The sequence below is a fragment of the Agrobacterium sp. CG674 genome (genome assembly GCF_053521645.1).
In genome coordinates this window covers 778,581-796,069 of record NZ_JBNWDZ010000002.1, presented here as the reverse complement: position 1 = coordinate 796,069, position 17,489 = coordinate 778,581, and the positions used below count along the sequence as shown (strand labels likewise).

Here is a 17,489-nt window from a genome sequence, read left to right as displayed (position 1 = left end):
AATTTGGTAAAGGAAATCTTTGCGAGCGTGAGGTTCTTTTCGGTTTGCTTAAATAACGAAAACGGGCGCCGCAAAGCTGCGCCCGTATAGAGAGTATCGGGTTTGACGATCAGGCAGCGCGTGAAAGGCCCTGACATGCCGCATCGCCGGAAAGCTGAAAGCGCGACAAAAGCGAACGAAGCTGTTGGCTTTCTTCCGCCAGTGTCTGGCTGGCAGCCGTCGTTTCCTCCACCATTGCCGCATTTTGCTGCGTCATCTGGTCCATGTGGTTCACGGATGCGTTGATCTCGTGAAGGCCAGTCGCCTGCTCGCGGGCCGCGGTGGCGATGGTGTTGACGTGGCCATCGACGCGGTTGACCAGAACCATGATTTCGTCGAGCGCATCTCCCGTGGAGCGGACAAGCGAGACACCGCCGCCCACATGTTCAGCAGAGCTGTTGATGAGCGACTTGATCTGCTTGGCGGCATTGGCGGAGCGCTGCGCAAGCTCACGCACCTCCTGCGCGACAACGGCAAAGCCCCGACCTGCCTCACCAGCGCGTGCGGCCTCGACACCGGCATTCAGCGCAAGAAGATTGGTCTGGAAGGCGATCTCATCAATGACGCCGATGATCTGGCCGATCTTCTGGGATGAATCTTCGATACGGTTCATCGCATCCACTGCATTGCGGACGATCTGGCCCGAACGGTCTGCACTGCTCTTCGTCTCCGTCACCATCTGGCGCGCCTCGTTGGCACGTTCAGATGATGTGCGAACGGTCGATGTGATCTCATCCAGCGCCGCTGCGGTCTCTTCCAGTGCTGCAGCCTGTTGTTCGGTACGTTTGGAAAGATTGCCGGTCGCCTGGCTGATGTCGGAAGCACTATCGTTGACGACATGGCTGGTGCGGGCAATGGCGCCGATGACATTGTGCAACTCGCCAACCGCGCTGTTAAAATCATGCCGCAGCTTTTCATACTCCTGGCCAATGGCACTGACCTGAACGGTCAGATCGCCACCTGCCAGACGCTCAAGTGCCCTTGCGAGTTCGGCCATTGCATGGGATTGCTGCTGGGTCGTCGCGTTGATGATCTTCTCATTATTGATCCGGGCTTCCTCCAGAGCACGCTGCTGCTCGGCTTCGCGCAATTGGGATTGGCTGCGCTGATTGACGGAGTCGCGCAGGATCAGCAACGTCTTGGCCATAGCGCCGATTTCATTGCGGCGATCTGTATAGGACACCTCGGCATTGCCATCACCATCGGCGATACGGGCCATGCTTTCCTTGAGCGATGCCACGGGCCGGGTAACCCCACCGACGACGAAAGCCGCGGCACCCATGACGAGGATGGCGCTGCCTGCACAAATGCCACCAACCCAAAGCGCCTCATCCCAGAACGCAGCTTTCAGGTCGTCCACATAGACGCCCGTGCCGACAATCCAGCCCCAGGGAGCAAATCCTGCCACATGGGAAAACTTCTCGACCGGATCAGGCGAACCAGGCTTTGGCCAATAGTAATCGACAAAGCCCTTGCCATTTGCCTTGACGGTGCTGACAAACTCCATGAACAGAAATTTGCCATTCGGATCTTTATTGCCCGAGAGGTCCGTGCCGTTCAGCTCCGGCTTGACCGGATGCATGACCATTTTCGGACCCATGTCATTGATCCAGAAATAACCGCTGCCATTGTCGTAACGCATGGCGGAGAGGGTCGCTTTGGCCTGCAGTTGAGCAGCTTCGCGCGTCAACGCCCCGCTTTGCTCCAGGCGGTAATAATTATCAAGAATAGCGACGGCGGTCTGGGTCATGGATGCAAGTCCGGCTTTACGCTCCTCTTCCGTCCCCTTGTATCCGCCAAACAAACTGAAGGTGAGAGCTGCCACCATGATGCTCAGGAATAAAGCGACAAGCGCATATAAGCGCATCGAAATGGTCATGTGTTTCATGCCGTTACAGTCCCCCACTTTTATACGAGGAGAGACTATAGTTATTAAAAAATTATTATTAATAATTCTAGCAGTCTTAACGAATACAGTTCGGAATGCCTTAGGAAGCGAATGAAATTATTATGTCGCAATTGTCATTGTATAAATTTAACACTTCTCCGAATATACAAATTTTTTACAGTAAAATAAATCTGATTTATTTTTTATAGTTGAAAAATGACAGAATTCACATGCCGCTAAAGAAGCGTTAATCATCCCTGAGTATCGTTATGGCATGCAACTAACCATGAGGGGGCTCGAAGATGGCCGTGCCAAGCTTCCGTTTTACACACTACGATCTCAAAGTATTGCGCGCCGGTGCGGTTATTGAGGTATCACTGAACGCCGTCAACAATGTGCGGCTGATGACCTCGGGCAACTATCAGCGCTTCACCGAAATGCTGGATTTCAAATTCATGGGCGGCGTTGCGAAGAAATCGCCGCTGCGTTTGACCATTCCTGAAACCTCGCACTGGCACCTTATCGTAGACTGCGAAGGTCATCACGCGCTTGCGGAATCGTCCGTAAAAATGCTGCCGCCCCGCACCGTCACGCATATTCGCGAAAACGCGGTGGCCATGCGCTAGGCAGTTACTTGGCGTTTCGCTCGCGCCTAAGCTTCGCCCACCAGTCCAGCCGTTTGCGAATATCGCGCTCGAAACCACGATCCGGCGGATCATAAAACGTGGTCCGCCCCATCTTCTCCGGGAAATAATCCTGCCCTGAAAACGCATCCGGCTCGTCGTGGTCATAACGATAGCCATCGCCATAGGCTTCGCTTTTCATCAGCTTCGTTGGCGCGTTGAGAATATGCTTGGGCGGAAGCAGAGAGCCGTTTTCCTTCGCCGCACGCATGGCCGCCTTGTAAGCGGTATAGACGGCATTGGATTTGGGGGCCGTCGCCAGATAGATGCAGGCCTGCGCCAAGGCGAGTTCCCCTTCCGGCGATCCGAGATAATCATAAGCATCTTTGGCGGCATTGCAGATGACCAGCGCCTGTGGATCAGCAAGCCCGATATCCTCCACCGCCATGCGCACCAGACGGCGCCCGAGATAAAGCGGGTCTTCGCCCGCATCCAGCATCCGTGAAAGATAATACAGCGCGGCATCGGGATCAGACCCCCGCACGGACTTATGCAGCGCCGAAATCAGATTGTAGTGGCCATCCTGCGCCTTGTCATAAACCGGCGCACGCCGTTGCACGATATGCGTCAGGCCTTCGGTATCGAAAATCTCGTCCTTGCGGACAGCGCGCCAAACCTCTTCCGCCAGCGTCAGCACCGCACGACCATCGCCATCCGCCATGCGAATGAGAGATGCACGGGCATCATCCGTCAGCGGCAGGGGCTTTTCCTCGACCGTCTCAGCGCGTGTCAGAAGTTCGCCAAGGCTTTCCTCATCATGGGACTTGAAGGTCAGCACGCGGGCGCGGGACAAAAGAGCGGCGTTGAGCTCGAAGGATGGGTTTTCGGTCGTCGCGCCGACCAGAATGATCGTGCCATCTTCCATGACAGGCAGGAAACTATCCTGCTGGGCGCGATTGAAACGATGGATTTCGTCCACGAACAGCAGCGTCTGGCGCCCGTTCATGCGCCGCGCACGCGCACCTTCAAAGACCTTTTTCAAATCCGCCACGCCGGAAAAGATGGCGGAGATCTGCTCGAAGGCCAGTTGCGCCTCGCCCGAAAGCAGGCGCGCAACCGTCGTCTTGCCAGTACCGGGCGGTCCCCAGAAGATCATCGAGCCGAGGGAACCGCTCTCTATCATCCGGCGCAGAACGCCCTCTTCGCCCGTCAGATGCGACTGGCCCGTGACCTCGGCAAGCGTGGTCGGGCGCAGCCTGTCAGCCAAAGGCCGCCTGTTGGCGACCTCTGCCGGTATCTGTGGCGCGAAGAGATCGCCGCTCATCGCAGAAATTGCCGAATGCGCTGGCCATCGCGAATAAGCTCCAACCGCCAGAAGCCGGGATTGTCATCCAATGCCTTCTCGACATCCGCCGAGGTCGCCATCTCAGCGCCGTTGAGAGACACAATGATGTCCTTGGGCTGAAAGCCGACGCGGGCCGCTGGAGAACCACGCTTCACATCCATGATGACAACACCCTCAGCACCTGTCGGCAACCGCAGCTCATCGGCAAGCTTGGGCGAAAGATTGGCGACAGTTGCGCCCGCAAACGGATTGCGACCTTCCAGTAGCCGTTCGTCACGCGGGGCGGTTTCCGGCGCTGAATCCAGCGCTATGGTGAGGTTCTTTTCCTTGCCCTTGTCGATCACGGTGATGGTCGCGGACTTGCCGATGCCGGCGGTGGTCAGGCGGTAGCCCAGCGCATCGGGATGCTCCACCTCGATACCATTGACGGCTGTGACCACCTGGCCCGGCTCGATGCCCGCCTTTTCCGCAGGACCGTCCTTGACGACACCAACGACAAGCGCGCCGCGTGCGCGTTTCAGACCCAGCGCCTCGGCCACTTCTGATGTCACAGGATCAAATGTCGCGCCGACATAGGGACGCTGGAAGGTCGTATCGCCCTTTTCAGCCGCAGCCAGGAACACGCGCACAAGATTGGCCGGGATGGCAAAACCAATGCCGTTCGAGCCACCACCGCGCGAGAAGATGGCTGTGTTAATGCCGATCAGCTCGCCCGCCATGTTCATGAGCGCACCACCGGAGTTACCGGGATTGATGGAGGCGTCTGTCTGAATGAAGAAACCGAAATCACCCTGGGTGACCTGATTGCGTGCCAGTGCTGAGACGATGCCGCTGGTGACCGTCTGCCCAACGCCGAAAGGGTTACCAATGGCGAGAACGAGATCACCCACTTCCGTGGCGTCAGAATTGCCAAGTGCGAGAACCGGGAAATTCTCTTTCGCATCAATTTGCAAGACGGCGAGATCGATGCGGTCATCCTTCATCAGCACCTTGGACGAGAACTCACGTCCGTCAGCCAGCGCCACCTTGATATCGTCGGCACCATCGATGACGTGGTTGTTCGTCACCACAAGACCGCCGGCGGTAACAATCACGCCTGAGCCCAGCGACGACTGTTTTTCCGTGCGGTTTGGCAATTGCTGGCCGAAAAACTGCTCGAAGAAAGGATCGCCAGCGAAAGGCGAACCGCGTTTCTGCACCATGCGCTCGGCATAGACGTTCACGACCGCTCCCGAGGTGCGCTTTACCAGCGGCGCAAAGGAGAGCTGCATTTCCGCAGTGCTGGAGGGCACGGTCTTGTTATCCTGCGCCCGCACCGAAACCGGCAAAACGAGCATTGTCGCCAAAAGGCCGGTGGTCAAATACTTCAACATGCTTGGCATGTGATTCCTCATCCTCATCAATATGATGGAGTTATAACGCTTGAGCCTATAAATCAAAGGGCGGCAAGATAATGACGGGCTGCGCCATAAGACTAGAATGGAACAACTTATGCTCTCCCAGACTTAAGACGGCATATAAAGTCCGGTTTTGGAAAAGAGATCCACATGAGTTTTAAAAAACACGTTCTTGCTGGTTTGCTTGTTATCGCATCCTACTCCCACGGCTCGCCTGTTGGAGCCGCCAGCTTCGATTGCACGAAGACTGACCTGAAAGCGGACGAGAAGACCATCTGCGAAAATCGCGCCTTGAACGATCAGGACGTGCGCATGGCGACCACATTCGAAATTCTCACGCAATTGATGGCGATGGGCGCGCGCGACTCGCTGAAAACGGAACAGAGCGAGTGGCTGAAAACCCGTGAAACCTGCGCTGCCGACACTGAATGCCTGACCAAATCCTACGATGACCGTATGAAAAAGCTTGGCGAAGCCTTCCAGAATATCAATCGTCCGCTTTAAGCTGAAGAAATGATACTCGCCATCAGCCCGTGCAACTGGTCTCGATAACCGGTGCGGGCAGATGGCGCATCTTCGCGTGAGGTCATCACCACGGACAACTTTCTGGATGGCACGATATAGAGCATCTGCCCGCCATAGCCCCACGCGTAATAGACCGTCTCCCCTGCCATTTCCTTGATGAACCAGCAGTAGCCATAACCATCACCGTTGAAGACCGAATTGGTCCGCTGAACCCATGATTGCTCCACCCAGGCCTGCGAAACGAGACGCTCACCATCCGGCGTCACTCCGCCACGCCGATAGAGTTCACCAAATGCCAGCAGCGACCTCGCCGTCATCGCCATCTGGTTTCCACCGAGATAGATGCCCTGCGGGTCCCGCTCCCATGAGCCGATGGAAAACCCATCCAGAGGCGAAAACCATTCACGCGCCAGAGCCAGTGTCGACTTGCCCGAAGCCTTGGTCAGAATGGCAGATAGAAGATGCGTTGACCCGGTGGAATAAAGCATACCGCCACCCGGTTCGCCCGCAAATCCAGAGCCGAGCGCCGTGCGCACCCAGTTTCTGCTCGACACCCAGCGACCGTAATTCGGGCCGGACATGCGCTCCAGACCCGATTGCATGGAGAGCAGGTTGCCTATCGTTACCCGCTCGATGCGCGGATCGGGCTTGGCCGGAAAGTCGGACCGAATAACAGACGAGATCGGCTGATCAACCCCCTCAAGAACCTTGCGATCGATCGCCATCCCAACCAGCGCGGAGACGATAGATTTGGAGGCCGACTTGATGTTGGTAGAGCCGTTCAAAGACGCACCATGATAGGCGCGGCTTGCGACCTCCTTGCCGTCAAGATTGACGATGACGGTCTTCAGGCTTGGCAGCGCGTCTGCATCTTCCAGAAGCTTTGGTAAGCTAGCACCCGGCACCTGGGCGCGAACGACCGAGGCCAGGGGGAGCGAAGCGATGAGGGCAAGTGCTGTGCGTCTTTTCATGAAGATTATTTAGTGAATTTTAAAATAAGCAGAAGGCCTGTCACCGCTTTGTGAATTGCCGTCACCTCGGACTCACCCGACGGTGACAAAGCCAAAGCAAACAATGACTTCCACAGCTTTGGAGACTCAAATTGCCAACGCATTGAATCATCGCATGAAGAGATCATTCCTCATAGATCATCTTCTTCGTCATGCCGCCATCCAGCACCATAACCTGCCCGGTCATGAAGCCAGCCCCAGCAAGATACACCACCGCATCAGCAATATCCTTCGGCCTGCCAACCCGCCCAACCGGATGCTGGGAATGATCTTGCTCACGCAGGTCCGTATCATTGGTGATCCAGCCCGGCGCAATCGCATTCACCCGGATTTTCGGCCCGAGACTCACCGCAAGCGCATGGGTCAATGCCACCAGCCCGCCCTTGGATGCCGCATAGGCTTCCGTCTCCGGCTCGGACATGAAAGCGCGGGTGGAAACCATATTGATGATGCTGGCACCCTCCCCCATCAGCGGCACCGCAGACCGCGTCATCAGGAACGCCCCGGTCAGATGACTGTCCGTCACCTTGCGCCAATCGGCCAGCGATAACTCATGGATAGGCCCGGTGTTGGGCGATGCAATGCCTGCATTGTTAACGAGAAGCTCAAGACCGTCCCAGCCGAGCTTCTCAAATGCGGCGGCGACCGAGCTTTCATCGCCGACATCGCAAGGTACGTGCTGAGCCTTTGTTCGGGTTTCCTCAATATCGAAGCACGCCACCGTCCATCCGCCCTCAAGCAGAGCCGCGATGATACCAGTTCCGATCAGCCCGGCGCCGCCGGTTACAATTGCGCGTTTCATTGATTCTGGTCCTCATTTTTCACATTCGGCCAACGTGCTGAAGCAGAACCAGTTCCGATTCAAAATCACGGTTGGCAGACACGCCAAAATTGCGCATGTTGAATGCCATGCGATCTGCCGACAGAACAATACCAAGATTGGTTTCGAACCGCCTGACCCTTCGGCGCTTCAAGATTACGGATGCGCCAGCGCTGGCACGCATCACAAATGATCCGCTGGTGCTTTGCAACCTCTTACGAACATCATGTCCCTTCACAATCGATGATGCCCGAACGAAGATACTTCGCTTTCAAGGGAAAAATCTGCCCGTGTGGGCAATTGATAACGGCCAACTAATCGGCCTCATCGGTCTTGCAGGTGAGTTTGGGCTGTGGCTAGGGCGAAGCGCATGGGCCAGAGGCTATGGAGAAGAAGCAGCGCGGCTCGTCATAGATCATGCCTTTAAGCACATGAACATGCCAGCTCTTCACGCTAACCCTATCAGCGACAATAAAGCATCCCACCGTCTCATGCAGAAGCTTGGGTTCAGGAAAATTGGTAGAGCGCAATCTCTCTGCGCACAGCGAAACAGAATAGTTTCGCTTGTCAGGTACGAGTTGAGAAACCCATTTCACTTGGAAACGGGCTAGTCTCACTCACCCCGTCATTCTCGGGCGTGGTCAGATCCTCGGGACAAGCCCGAGGATGACGCAGAATGTGTCTCACTGCCGAACGACGGCTTTACTCCGGCAGTATCCGCACAGCGCCCTTGTCCGCGCTGGATGCAAATGCCGCATAGGCCTTCAACGCGGTGGTGACATTGCGCTTGCGGTGCTCTGCTGGCTTCCAGCCAAGCTGGTCCTGCTCGGCGCGGCGCGATGCGAGTTCGGCATCGGAGACCTTGAGGTTGATGGTGCGGTTAGGGATGTCGATCTCGATCGGATCGCCCTGGCGCACGAGGCCGATGGCGCCGCCCTGGGCTGCTTCAGGCGAGGCATGGCCAATGGAGAGGCCAGACGTACCACCGGAGAAGCGGCCATCGGTGATGAGGGCGCAGGCCTTACCGAGACCCTTGGATTTCAGGTAGCTGGTTGGATACAGCATTTCCTGCATGCCGGGGCCGCCCTTCGGGCCTTCGTAACGGATAACAACAACGTCTCCAGCCTTGACTTCGTTGGACAGGATGCCCTTCACGGCAGCGTCCTGGCTTTCGTAAACCACGGCGACACCGTTGAACTTCAGGATCGATTCATCCACGCCAGCGGTCTTTACGATGCAACCATCCTGCGCGATGTTGCCGTAGAGAACGGCCAGACCGCCATCCTTGGAGAACGGCTTTTCGACAGAGCGGATGACGCCGTTTTCGCTATCGGTATCCAGCTCATCCCAGCGCGAGGACTGGCTGAAAGCAACCTGCGTCGGCACGCCACCGGGCGCGGCCTTGAAGAAGTCACGCACGCTCTCGCTGTTGGTGCGTGTAATATCCCAACGGTTGATGGCATCACCAAGCGTTTTCTCATGCACGGTGTAGCAATCGGTATTGAGAAGACCGCCGCGCTCCAACTCGCCCAGAATGCGCATGATGCCGCCGGCGCGGTGAACGTCTTCCATGTGCACGTCCTGCTTGGCAGGCGCGACCTTGGAAAGGCATGGCACTCGGCGCGACATGCGGTCGATGTCTTCCATGGTAAAGTCGACGCCGCCCTCATGGGCTGCGGCCAGAATGTGCAGCACGGTATTGGTGGAGCCGCCCATGGCGATATCCAGCGCAATCGCATTTTCGAACGCAGCTTTGGTCGCAATCGAGCGCGGCAGAACCGTATAATCGTCCTGCTCGTAATGGCGGCGCGCCAGATCGACGATCAGGTGGCCCGCCTCAACGAACAGGCGCTTGCGATCCGAGTGCGTGGCCAGCGTTGAACCATTGCCGGGCAAGGCAAGGCCGAGCGCTTCGGTCAAACAGTTCATGGAATTGGCCGTGAACATGCCAGAGCATGAGCCGCAGGTTGGACATGCAGCGCGCTCGATGGTGTCGACTTCCTCATCGGTCATCTTGTCATCGGCAGCAGCAACCATCGCATCAACGAGGTCAAGCGCAACGGTCTTGCCATGCAGAACGGCCTTGCCCGCTTCCATCGGACCGCCGGACACGAAAACAACGGGAATGTTAAGCCGCATGGCGGCATTCAGCATACCGGGCGTGATCTTGTCGCAGTTGGAAATGCAGACCATAGCATCGGCACAGTGGGCGTTGACCATGTACTCAACGGAATCGGCGATGATCTCGCGCGATGGCAGCGAGTACAGCATGCCATCATGACCCATGGCGATGCCATCATCCACGGCAATCGTGTTGAATTCCTTGGCAACGCCACCGGCTGCTTCGATTTCTCGCGCAACCAGCTGGCCGAGGTCTTTCAAGTGGACGTGGCCCGGCACGAACTGCGTGAACGAGTTGACGACAGCGATAATCGGCTTACCGAAATCGCCATCCTTCATACCGGTGGCGCGCCAAAGGCCACGCGCACCGGCCATGTTGCGGCCGTGGGTTGTCGTTCTGGAGCGATAAACTGGCATGTGCTTATTCCTCGATTTTTCTCATACAAGAGCTGTTTTGCACAGCACCGCTGCGCCCTGCCCTTGCTTTTGAATGGGTTTTACTCGAAAGCCGCCCGCCTGTCACTGCCACCTTCAGGCAAAACAGTACGGTTCGGTACGGTACGGTTTATTCCGCTGCATCCTTCAGGCCGTTCTCGCGGCCCAGCGTCATTCTGCTGAGAAAGCCGTCATGGTTGGGGCACTGTGAAAGACGGTGCCGAAATGCCTCGACCAACCATTTTGCTGCGGGCCCGCAGGGCGAGTCCGCCTTGTGCAGGGCATAAAGCGGATATTCACCACCCTCGTAGGAATCAAGATCAAGCGCTTTGAGACTACCGTTGATGATATCATTGCGCACCACAGATACGGGAAGACCACCCCAGCCCAGCCCACCCTTTATCAGTTGGTACTTGGTGGCGATATCGCTGACGCGCCATTTTTTATAGGACAGTACGTTGAAATCCTTGCCTTTGGTCAGGCCGGACGCGTCGGTGACCACAAGCTGCACCTCTTCGCGCACATCTGCCAGCGTCAGCGGGCGGTTCAGCAGCACCAACGGATGGTCGGCAGCGGCCACCGGCACCATGAAAGAGTGGCCGACCTTGTCAATCACAAGCCCGTCATCCTGGTGGAACATGGCGCCGCCAATGCCGATGCCCGCCTTTCGGCTCAAAACCATATCCATAACCATGCCAAGCTCGCCGACACTCAGGTTCAGCGTGACGGTGGGGAACTGAACGCGAAAATCTCTCAGCGCATCCACCACCGCTTCGGCAGGCACCATGGTGCTGATGGCAAGTGAAACTTCGGCCTCCAGCCCCTGCTTCAGACCCTTGGCACGGGCGCGCAAATCCTGGAGACCCGCAACGATGCGGCGCGCGTGCTCCAGCATCGCCGCACCTTCATCCGTCAATTTGGGCTGGCGAACGCCATTGCGCTCAAACAGCGTGACTTCCAGCTGCGTTTCAAGATTGGCAATCGTATAGCTGACAACGGATTGGGCCCGGTTCAGCGCACGTGAGGCGGCGGAAAAGCTGCCGGTCTCTGCCACGGAGAGAAAGACCTGCAATTGGTCGAGTGTCGGATTTGCTTCCATGGTCCATCCAGTTTCTCGATAGGTGACTTCCAGATTATCACAGTTTTCTAGATGACAACATTGAACGATACAAGCACCAACGATTGGGGTCCCCTGCCCCATTCAACCTCCATATTGTCAAAAAGGATATTTCCTATGTCGAAAATTCTTCTCGTAACGTCCAGCCCACGCGGCGACGAATCCCTGTCCAACAAGTTTGCTGGCGAACTGGCTTCCAAGATCCAGGCACAGACAAACGGCTCGATCACGCATCTCGACCTCGGCCAGACCCCGATCAAGCACCTCGACACGACGATGACATCCGCCATTCGCAAGGCGCCTGATGATCGCAACGGCGAAGAGGCTGTAGCTGCCCAGTATTCTGACGAGCGCGTTGCGGAACTGCTTGCTGCCGACACCATCATCATCGGCACCGGCCTCATCAACTTCAACATCTATTCCGGTCTGAAGTCCTGGATCGACGTTATTGCCCGCGCCGGACAGACGTTCACATACACAGAATCCGGCCCAGTTGGCCTTGCGACAGGCAAGAAGGTCTACATCGTGCTGTCATCTGCCGGCATCTACTCGGAAGGCCCAGCAGCACCTCTGGAGCATGCTGTTCCATACCTCAAGACCGTTCTCGGCTTCATGGGCATGACCGATGTTGAAGTCGTGCGCATCGAAGGCCTTGCCTTCGGTCCGGAAGCTGCTGAAAAGGCGATTGCCTCAGCAACTGCCAAGGTTGAAGAACTGGCCAAGGCTGCCTGATATGAAAAAAGCGGCGCTATAAACGCCGCTTTCCATAAACTACCCAACGGCTGCGATAATCTCGCGGCCGTTTTTTATTTGAACAGCGACGCGCCGCTCTGATCGATGATCAGCTGGCCCTTGCGCACGGTAAATTCCACGGCATCTTCAAGGCTGGAGAACATATCCGCCCGCACGAATTCATGAACGAGCGTCTCTTCCCCCACGATCTTCTCAATGCGTCCGGCCAGACGATATTGGCCGCCCTCTTTCATCGGCGTCGCGATGATGACGCAATCCTTGTAGGGATGCGGCTCTGCCGATTCAGCCTTCTTCGGTGTGGCATCTGATGAGGATGAACCGAACGCAGAAAAGAGTTTGGAAAAGAACGAGGCCATGATCTACCTTCCTTTATAGAGTTGGCAGGGCGTTGCATCACCATGCCCGTTTGGCCACCGCATCAGATGATGAGGTTGGCCAGGATTTCGTTTTCGGTGATGTCCTCATAGCCGAGGCCCGCATCTTCGAAACGCTGGAACAGACCACTGAAATTCTCCCGGTCGGTCGTCTCGATGCCAATCAGGATAGAGCCGAAATTGCGGGCGGATTTTTTCAGATATTCGAAGCGCGCAACGTCATCATCCGGGCCAAGAAGATTGAGGAAATCACGCAGCGCGCCCGGGCGCTGCGGCAGGCGCAGAATGAAGTATTTCTTCACGCCGGTGTAGCGCATGGCGCGTTCTTTTACGTCAGGCAGGCGGTCGAAATCGAAGTTACCGCCGGAAACGACGCAAACGACGCGCTTGCCTTCAAGCTTGTCTCGGCCAAGCTGCTCCAGCGCGGCAATCGCCAGCGCACCGGCAGGCTCCAGCACAACGCCTTCCAGATTGAGCATATCGATGATCGTCACGCAGATGGCGTTTTCGGGGACGAGCTCAACCTGCTCCGGCGAAAAGTGCTGCAAAGCCTCGAAGTTGAGTTCGCCAATACGCGCAACCGCCGCACCATCAACGAAATTGTCGACCTTGTTCAGCGTCACCCCTTCGCCCGCCGTAAGGCTGGTCTTCAGGCTCGGCGCACCAACAGGTTCGCAGAAAACGAAACTGCCTTTGGCGAGATCCTCTGAAAAATAGCCAGTCAATCCGGCTGAGAGACCGCCGCCGCCAACGGGCATCACCAACAGATCGGGCAGTTGGCCTTCCGGCAACTGATCAGCAATCTCGGCGGCAACAGTCGCCTGCCCTTCGATGATGTCCTTATGATCGAAGGGGGGAACCATATAGCCCGATGTTTCTTCGACGAACGTGCGGGCAGCGGCATAGCACTGATCAAAAATATCGCCTACGAGCCGGATTTTGATGAATTCACCACCGAAGATGCGGGTCTTGTCGATCTTCTGCTGCGGCGTCGTCACCGGCATGAAAACAACGCCATGAACGCCGAAATGACGGCAAGCAAAGGCAAACCCCTGTGCGTGGTTTCCGGCAGATGCACAAACGAAGATCTTGTCCTTGCCCGTTGTGGCAACGGCTTTGCGCAGAAAATTGAACGCGCCTCTAATCTTGTAGGAACGAACAGGCGTCAGGTCTTCACGCTTCAGCCAGATCTCCGCGCCATAGCGGCGGCTGAGATGTTCATTCAACTGCAAAGGCGTTTCAGGAAACAATTCCCGAACTTCGCGCCGTGCGGCTTCTACAAGCAATTTGTCCACGATTTTCAATCCATTGAATTTCAGGTTGGCTCCCGCTATGCCATAGGAAAACGCTGGAGACAAAGACTCTTTGCGCAACTTCGGTACGCCTCACTCAATCAAGGTTTCATTTCTTGAACAGCAACCTTCTGCGCGCGGTCCTCTATATCGCTTCCATCTTCGGGCTTTACATGGCGACCGCAATGTTTATCCCGGCCATGGCCGACCTTTATTATGGAAACAGTGATTGGGCGGTGTTTGCCACATCCGGCTTCATGTGTGGCGGTCTGGCACTTGCCGGTGCGCTCGCCACCCGTGCGCCCATGCCCACCTTCAACAAAAGGTTCGGCTTTCTGCTGGTCAATGTCCTCTGGCTGGTGTTCTCGCTTGTCGGCGCTGTGCCACTGTATCTGTCTGAACTCAATCTCAGCTTTGGCCAGGCCCTGTTTGAATCCATTTCCGCAATCACCACCACGGGCTCGACCGTTATTGCCGGGCTGGATAATGCCCCGCAAGGCATCCTGCTCTGGCGCTCGTTGCTGTGCTGGCTGGGTGGCATCGGTATTGTTGCCCTCGGCCTCTTCATCCTGCCGCTGCTGCGCGTTGGCGGCATGACCTTTTTCCGGATGGAATCGTCAGACACCTCAAGCGACCGCCCTTTCGCGCGACTTGCGAGCTTTACCAAAGCGTTTGTCGCCATCTATGTGATCATGACACTGGCCTGCACCATCGCATTCGATTTCGCAGGCATGACCCATTTCGATGCGCTGAACCACGCCATGTCCACAATCGCGACAGGCGGCTTTTCCACACATGATGCGTCTTTTGCGTTTTTCGGAAACAATATCGCACTTTTGTGGATCGCCACATTCTTCCTGATCCTGGGAAGCCTGCCCTTCTCCGTGATGATCCTGCTGGCCGTGCGCGGACGCCTGGATATTCTGCACGATCCGCAGATACGCGTCTTCATCGGCTACCTCTGCGCAATATCGCTGGCGGTCGCCATCTACCACCACGTCACAAATGGCGTGCGGCTCGATCATGCACTCAGCCACTCCTTCTTCAACATGGCATCGATTCTTTCGACAGGCGGCTTCGCCAGCGATGACTACACGCTCTGGGGTCCCTTCGTGGTGGTCGTTGCCTTCTTCGCCACCTTCATGGGAGGCTGTTCCGGCTCGACAGCAGGCGGCATCAAGGCATACCGCTTCATCATCGTCTTCAGCGTCGTGAAAACCGGCCTGAAAAAACTGCTCTATCCGGATGCCGTTTATTCTGTACGCTATGGCAAACAAGTCGTGGACGCAGAGACGATCCGCAACGTCTTTCTTTTCATCAGCTGCTATATTGCTCTGTGGATCGGCGGCAGCCTTGTCATGAGCGCCATGAACTATGACTTCCTCACCGCAACGTCAGCAGTCGCCACCGCACTCGCCAATGTTGGCCCCGGCGTCGGCCCCATCATCGGCCCCGCAGGTAATTTCTCCACCATCAAGGACCCGGCGCTCTATCTTCTATCGCTGATGATGTTGCTGGGCCGCCTCGAAATACTGACCGTACTCGTGCTGCTGATGCCGCTGTTCTGGAAGGCTTGAGAGCAATTTGGGGGGGATGGTGCGGACGGCGGGACTTGAACCCGCAAGACCGTGGGTCGGCAGATTTTAAGTCTGCTGCGTATACCGATTCCGCCACGTCCGCTTGCGATTTTTATCTACACAGTGCAACCGGCTGTGGTCAACCGGGCGTCGTGGTTGCGGTGTGATTTAACCACACCAGGATTGGGCTGGCGAGCCGGTGCGGCGGGCAAGGCCTTCGCGCACAAGCTGATCGGCGAAGGACACGCCTCCCCGCGACAGGGTGGAGGAGCTGCCGGTGGATGCGACCTGAAAACCGCCCGCGTTCAACATGTCGCGCAGGCGAACCTTGGCCGTGAATCCCTTCTGGCGTTCCTCCAGGCAGCGAGCCTGCTCGGTATTTGGCACCTCGATACCCGACAGATGCATTTTCACGCCCTTCATCCAGAACGTATTGCCATCGGCCACGCAATTGTTGAGGCCCGAACGGCCGCAAAAGGCAAAGGCAGCGGGCTTTTCACCAAGCGATACATTTTGCACAGCTGGGCGCGGCGCAGGCAGGGTCGCGGATGTCGTTTGCATCGCAGCCGCTCCTGCTGGCATGGCGATGGAGCGCGGCGGCACTGGAGCGCCGTTAGAAGGCAGACCAGCAGTCTGCGTTGGCGCGGACTTTGCCCGCTCGGTCGAGACCTCGCGTGGGGTGGATTTTTGGGGCGATGAGGCTGGTTTCGAAACAGAGGCTACGGTGTTTTTCAACTGAGGCAGCAAGCTATCGCGATGCTCGTAAACCTGAATGCCACCAACGGCCACCCCCAGCAGCAGCAACCATGACCACAGTCCAGAACCACCTGACTTGGCGGATGAACGGCGGCGGGCGGCGGGCTTTCTCTTGCTCACGGCGAAACTCCTTGTCTACGGCGCGCTGCAATTGGAATTGGCAACGGCAGCAAATTCGCTTTTCGAGGCGCTGGCAGAGGCAAGCAGAGATTATGCTCGCTCTACCGGCACGCAGGCGCATTATCTGCGCAAGGAGTTTCCGAAAGGTTGGCATTTGAGATAAATGCCCATCAAAAAATGGAGTTATCCCAAGCTTTTCTTGAGATCAGCGGACCTGATCCAGCAGGCGCTTACATTCTAGAAGATCGAACAGGGCCTCCTGCAACAGCGCACGGTCGTCCTTGTTGATACTGGATTTTCCGAGGGAGATTTCCGACGTGTCGTCTGCAGCACCGCCAAAACCGAAAAAGCGGCCGCTCGGCTTTGCCTTGGGGCGACCGACGACTTCGTCCTCCTCCGCGCTGGCAACGCGTGGCTCGACTGTCTCGCCACTGGCCGCCATGATGGCTTCCATCGTTGCCATATCGCCTGAAGCGATAGCAGACACGAAGCGGTTGCCATTGGTCTTAAGCAGCTTTTGCACGCCCTTGATCGTATAGCCGTGATCATAAAGAAGGTGCCGGATGCCTTTTAGCAGATCGACATCATCGGGACGATAATAGCGGCGGCCACCGCCACGCTTCATGGGCTTGATTTGCGGAAAGCGGGTTTCCCAAAAGCGCAGCACGTGCTGCGGCAGATCCAGATCCTCAGCCACTTCACTGATGGTTCGAAAGGCGTCGGGGCTCTTATCCAAGTTCAACTCCCATCCACACCATAGGCAGGATTCCAAAACAAGGCTCAAGGTACGATGCGAATCGTATAGATATCAACGGCTAGGCGGTTGAAATTCAATCATGTTCACAGGAAGAAACCGCACTCCGCGTGCGGAAACATGAATTCGGGACGATGGCGCCCCCTTCAGACGCTGGTCTTCTGCGTCTTTTGCTTGGCTTTGCGGGCGGAGTGAGCCTTGAGAATGCGCTGCTTGAGAACGTTCGATGCCTTGAAGGTCATCACACGGCGCGGCGAAATCGGCACTTCCTCACCGGTCTTTGGGTTGCGACCAATGCGCTCGTTCTTTTCACGGATTTGAAATGTTGCAAATGAGGAAAGTTTGACAACTTCCCCGCGCGTGATCGCATTGCAAATCTCGTCAATCACGGTTTCGACCAGTTCGGCGGATTCGGTTCGGGACAACCCCACTTTACGAAACACAGACTCGGCTAGATCCGCACGTGTCACTGTTTTCCCGGCCATATTTCCCCGCACCGCTCTCTTTTTATCTTGCTGAACAGCGCGGAGATTATTGCCCTTG

18 protein-coding genes and 1 tRNA gene are annotated in these 17,489 nt (G+C 56.6%); 5 read left to right on the top strand and 14 right to left on the bottom strand.

Annotated features, from left to right (window positions below):
• Positions 1-109: 109 nt before the first annotated feature.
• Positions 110-1,906, bottom strand: a complete 1,797-nt coding sequence (locus tag ACQZ51_RS08960) for a methyl-accepting chemotaxis protein (protein ID WP_448776651.1) — start codon at positions 1,904-1,906, stop codon at positions 110-112.
• 323 nt (positions 1,907-2,229) lie between these two features.
• Here ACQZ51_RS08960 and ACQZ51_RS08955 point away from each other — a divergent pair, with 323 nt between their 5' ends.
• Entirely contained in the window at positions 2,230-2,553 is a 324-nt protein-coding gene (locus ACQZ51_RS08955; RefSeq protein ID WP_448776509.1) for a DUF1883 domain-containing protein, read from the top strand.
• A gap of 4 nt (positions 2,554-2,557) precedes the next feature.
• Here ACQZ51_RS08955 and ACQZ51_RS08950 read toward each other — a convergent pair whose 3' ends face one another.
• Positions 2,558-3,874, bottom strand: a complete 1,317-nt coding sequence (locus tag ACQZ51_RS08950; protein ID WP_448776508.1) for a replication-associated recombination protein A — start codon at positions 3,872-3,874, stop codon at positions 2,558-2,560.
• The gene (locus ACQZ51_RS08945; RefSeq protein ID WP_448776506.1) at positions 3,871-5,277 is read right to left on the bottom strand and encodes a DegQ family serine endoprotease; all 1,407 of its coding nucleotides are present in this window, start codon (positions 5,275-5,277) and stop codon (positions 3,871-3,873) included. Before ACQZ51_RS08945 ends, ACQZ51_RS08950 begins: the two co-directional genes overlap by 4 nt.
• Positions 5,278-5,442: 165 nt before the next feature.
• Here ACQZ51_RS08945 and ACQZ51_RS08940 point away from each other — a divergent pair, with 165 nt between their 5' ends.
• Positions 5,443-5,796, top strand: coding sequence for a lysozyme inhibitor LprI family protein (locus tag ACQZ51_RS08940; RefSeq protein ID WP_448776505.1), 354 nt, complete (start codon positions 5,443-5,445; stop codon positions 5,794-5,796).
• Here ACQZ51_RS08940 and ACQZ51_RS08935 read toward each other — a convergent pair.
• The 3 genes from ACQZ51_RS08935 to ACQZ51_RS08925 all read right to left on the bottom strand — a co-directional run bounded on the left by ACQZ51_RS08935 (position 5,793) and on the right by ACQZ51_RS08925 (position 7,831).
• Entirely contained in the window at positions 5,793-6,788 is a 996-nt protein-coding gene (locus ACQZ51_RS08935) for a serine hydrolase domain-containing protein (RefSeq protein ID WP_448776503.1), read from the bottom strand. The genes ACQZ51_RS08940 and ACQZ51_RS08935 overlap by 4 nt on opposite strands.
• A 163-nt stretch (positions 6,789-6,951) precedes the next feature.
• Positions 6,952-7,629, bottom strand: a complete 678-nt coding sequence (locus ACQZ51_RS08930) for an SDR family NAD(P)-dependent oxidoreductase (protein WP_448776502.1) — start codon at positions 7,627-7,629, stop codon at positions 6,952-6,954.
• Positions 7,630-7,648: 19 nt separating this feature from the next.
• Positions 7,649-7,831: a hypothetical protein gene (locus ACQZ51_RS08925; RefSeq protein ID WP_448776655.1), complete on the bottom strand. Its 183-nt coding sequence runs from the start codon at positions 7,829-7,831 to the stop codon at positions 7,649-7,651.
• Between ACQZ51_RS08925 and ACQZ51_RS08920 the strand changes: the two genes are divergently transcribed.
• Entirely contained in the window at positions 7,767-8,258 is a 492-nt protein-coding gene (locus ACQZ51_RS08920) for a GNAT family N-acetyltransferase (RefSeq protein WP_448776649.1), read from the top strand. The two genes, ACQZ51_RS08925 and ACQZ51_RS08920, sit on opposite strands and share 65 nt — an antisense overlap.
• A 91-nt stretch (positions 8,259-8,349) precedes the next feature.
• Here the strand turns inward: ACQZ51_RS08920 and ilvD are convergent, their stop codons facing one another.
• On the bottom strand, positions 8,350-10,185 hold the full coding sequence (gene ilvD / locus ACQZ51_RS08915) for a dihydroxy-acid dehydratase (RefSeq protein ID WP_192064024.1): 1,836 nt from the start codon (positions 10,183-10,185) through the stop codon (positions 8,350-8,352).
• A 148-nt stretch (positions 10,186-10,333) separates the two neighbouring features.
• Positions 10,334-11,302: a LysR family transcriptional regulator gene (locus tag ACQZ51_RS08910; protein ID WP_448776501.1), complete on the bottom strand. Its 969-nt coding sequence runs from the start codon at positions 11,300-11,302 to the stop codon at positions 10,334-10,336.
• A gap of 135 nt (positions 11,303-11,437) precedes the next feature.
• On the opposite strand from ACQZ51_RS08910, the gene ACQZ51_RS08905 reads away from it, so the two are divergent.
• Positions 11,438-12,052, top strand: coding sequence for an FMN-dependent NADH-azoreductase (locus ACQZ51_RS08905; RefSeq protein WP_448776499.1), 615 nt, complete (start codon positions 11,438-11,440; stop codon positions 12,050-12,052).
• A 74-nt stretch (positions 12,053-12,126) separates the two neighbouring features.
• Here ACQZ51_RS08905 and ACQZ51_RS08900 read toward each other — a convergent pair whose 3' ends face one another.
• Positions 12,127-12,429, bottom strand: coding sequence for an HlyU family transcriptional regulator (locus tag ACQZ51_RS08900; protein WP_448776497.1), 303 nt, complete (start codon positions 12,427-12,429; stop codon positions 12,127-12,129).
• Positions 12,430-12,491: 62 nt separating this feature from the next.
• Positions 12,492-13,766, bottom strand: a complete 1,275-nt coding sequence (gene ilvA, locus ACQZ51_RS08895) for a threonine ammonia-lyase (protein ID WP_448776648.1) — start codon at positions 13,764-13,766, stop codon at positions 12,492-12,494.
• A gap of 89 nt (positions 13,767-13,855) precedes the next feature.
• Between ilvA and ACQZ51_RS08890 the strand changes: the two genes are divergently transcribed.
• Positions 13,856-15,316, top strand: coding sequence for a TrkH family potassium uptake protein (locus ACQZ51_RS08890; protein WP_448776495.1), 1,461 nt, complete (start codon positions 13,856-13,858; stop codon positions 15,314-15,316).
• A 17-nt stretch (positions 15,317-15,333) separates the two neighbouring features.
• On the opposite strand, the gene ACQZ51_RS08885 is transcribed toward ACQZ51_RS08890, so the two are convergent.
• The 4 genes from ACQZ51_RS08885 to ACQZ51_RS08870 form a co-directional block, all read right to left on the bottom strand.
• Positions 15,334-15,419 (bottom strand) — tRNA-Leu (locus tag ACQZ51_RS08885).
• A 65-nt stretch (positions 15,420-15,484) separates the two neighbouring features.
• Positions 15,485-16,192, bottom strand: coding sequence for a nuclease (locus ACQZ51_RS08880; protein ID WP_448776493.1), 708 nt, complete (start codon positions 16,190-16,192; stop codon positions 15,485-15,487).
• Between the two features lie 205 nt (positions 16,193-16,397).
• Positions 16,398-16,928, bottom strand: a complete 531-nt coding sequence (locus tag ACQZ51_RS08875) for a MerR family transcriptional regulator (protein WP_448776491.1) — start codon at positions 16,926-16,928, stop codon at positions 16,398-16,400.
• 164 nt (positions 16,929-17,092) lie between these two features.
• Entirely contained in the window at positions 17,093-17,431 is a 339-nt protein-coding gene (locus ACQZ51_RS08870) for an integration host factor subunit alpha (protein ID WP_448776489.1), read from the bottom strand.
• Positions 17,432-17,489 lie beyond the last annotated feature (58 nt).

Excerpts from the sequence above, each read along its gene's own strand:
- ACQZ51_RS08960 (WP_448776651.1), bottom strand. The coding sequence starts at position 1,906 with ATGCGCTTATATGCGCTTGTCGCTTTATTCCTGAGCATCATGGTGGCA.
- ACQZ51_RS08955 (WP_448776509.1), top strand. The coding sequence starts at position 2,230 with ATGGCCGTGCCAAGCTTCCGTTTTACACACTACGATCTCAAAGTATTG.
- ACQZ51_RS08950 (WP_448776508.1), bottom strand. The coding sequence starts at position 3,874 with ATGAGCGGCGATCTCTTCGCGCCACAGATACCGGCAGAGGTCGCCAAC.
- ACQZ51_RS08945 (WP_448776506.1), bottom strand. The coding sequence starts at position 5,277 with ATGCCAAGCATGTTGAAGTATTTGACCACCGGCCTTTTGGCGACAATG.
- ACQZ51_RS08940 (WP_448776505.1), top strand. The coding sequence starts at position 5,443 with ATGAGTTTTAAAAAACACGTTCTTGCTGGTTTGCTTGTTATCGCATCC.
- ACQZ51_RS08935 (WP_448776503.1), bottom strand. The coding sequence starts at position 6,788 with ATGAAAAGACGCACAGCACTTGCCCTCATCGCTTCGCTCCCCCTGGCC.
- ACQZ51_RS08930 (WP_448776502.1), bottom strand. The coding sequence starts at position 7,629 with ATGAAACGCGCAATTGTAACCGGCGGCGCCGGGCTGATCGGAACTGGT.
- ACQZ51_RS08925 (WP_448776655.1), bottom strand. The coding sequence starts at position 7,831 with ATGCGTGCCAGCGCTGGCGCATCCGTAATCTTGAAGCGCCGAAGGGTC.
- ilvD (WP_192064024.1), bottom strand. The coding sequence starts at position 10,185 with ATGCCAGTTTATCGCTCCAGAACGACAACCCACGGCCGCAACATGGCC.
- ACQZ51_RS08910 (WP_448776501.1), bottom strand. The coding sequence starts at position 11,302 with ATGGAAGCAAATCCGACACTCGACCAATTGCAGGTCTTTCTCTCCGTG.
- ACQZ51_RS08905 (WP_448776499.1), top strand. The coding sequence starts at position 11,438 with ATGTCGAAAATTCTTCTCGTAACGTCCAGCCCACGCGGCGACGAATCC.
- ACQZ51_RS08900 (WP_448776497.1), bottom strand. The coding sequence starts at position 12,429 with ATGGCCTCGTTCTTTTCCAAACTCTTTTCTGCGTTCGGTTCATCCTCA.
- ACQZ51_RS08870 (WP_448776489.1), bottom strand. The coding sequence starts at position 17,431 with ATGGCCGGGAAAACAGTGACACGTGCGGATCTAGCCGAGTCTGTGTTT.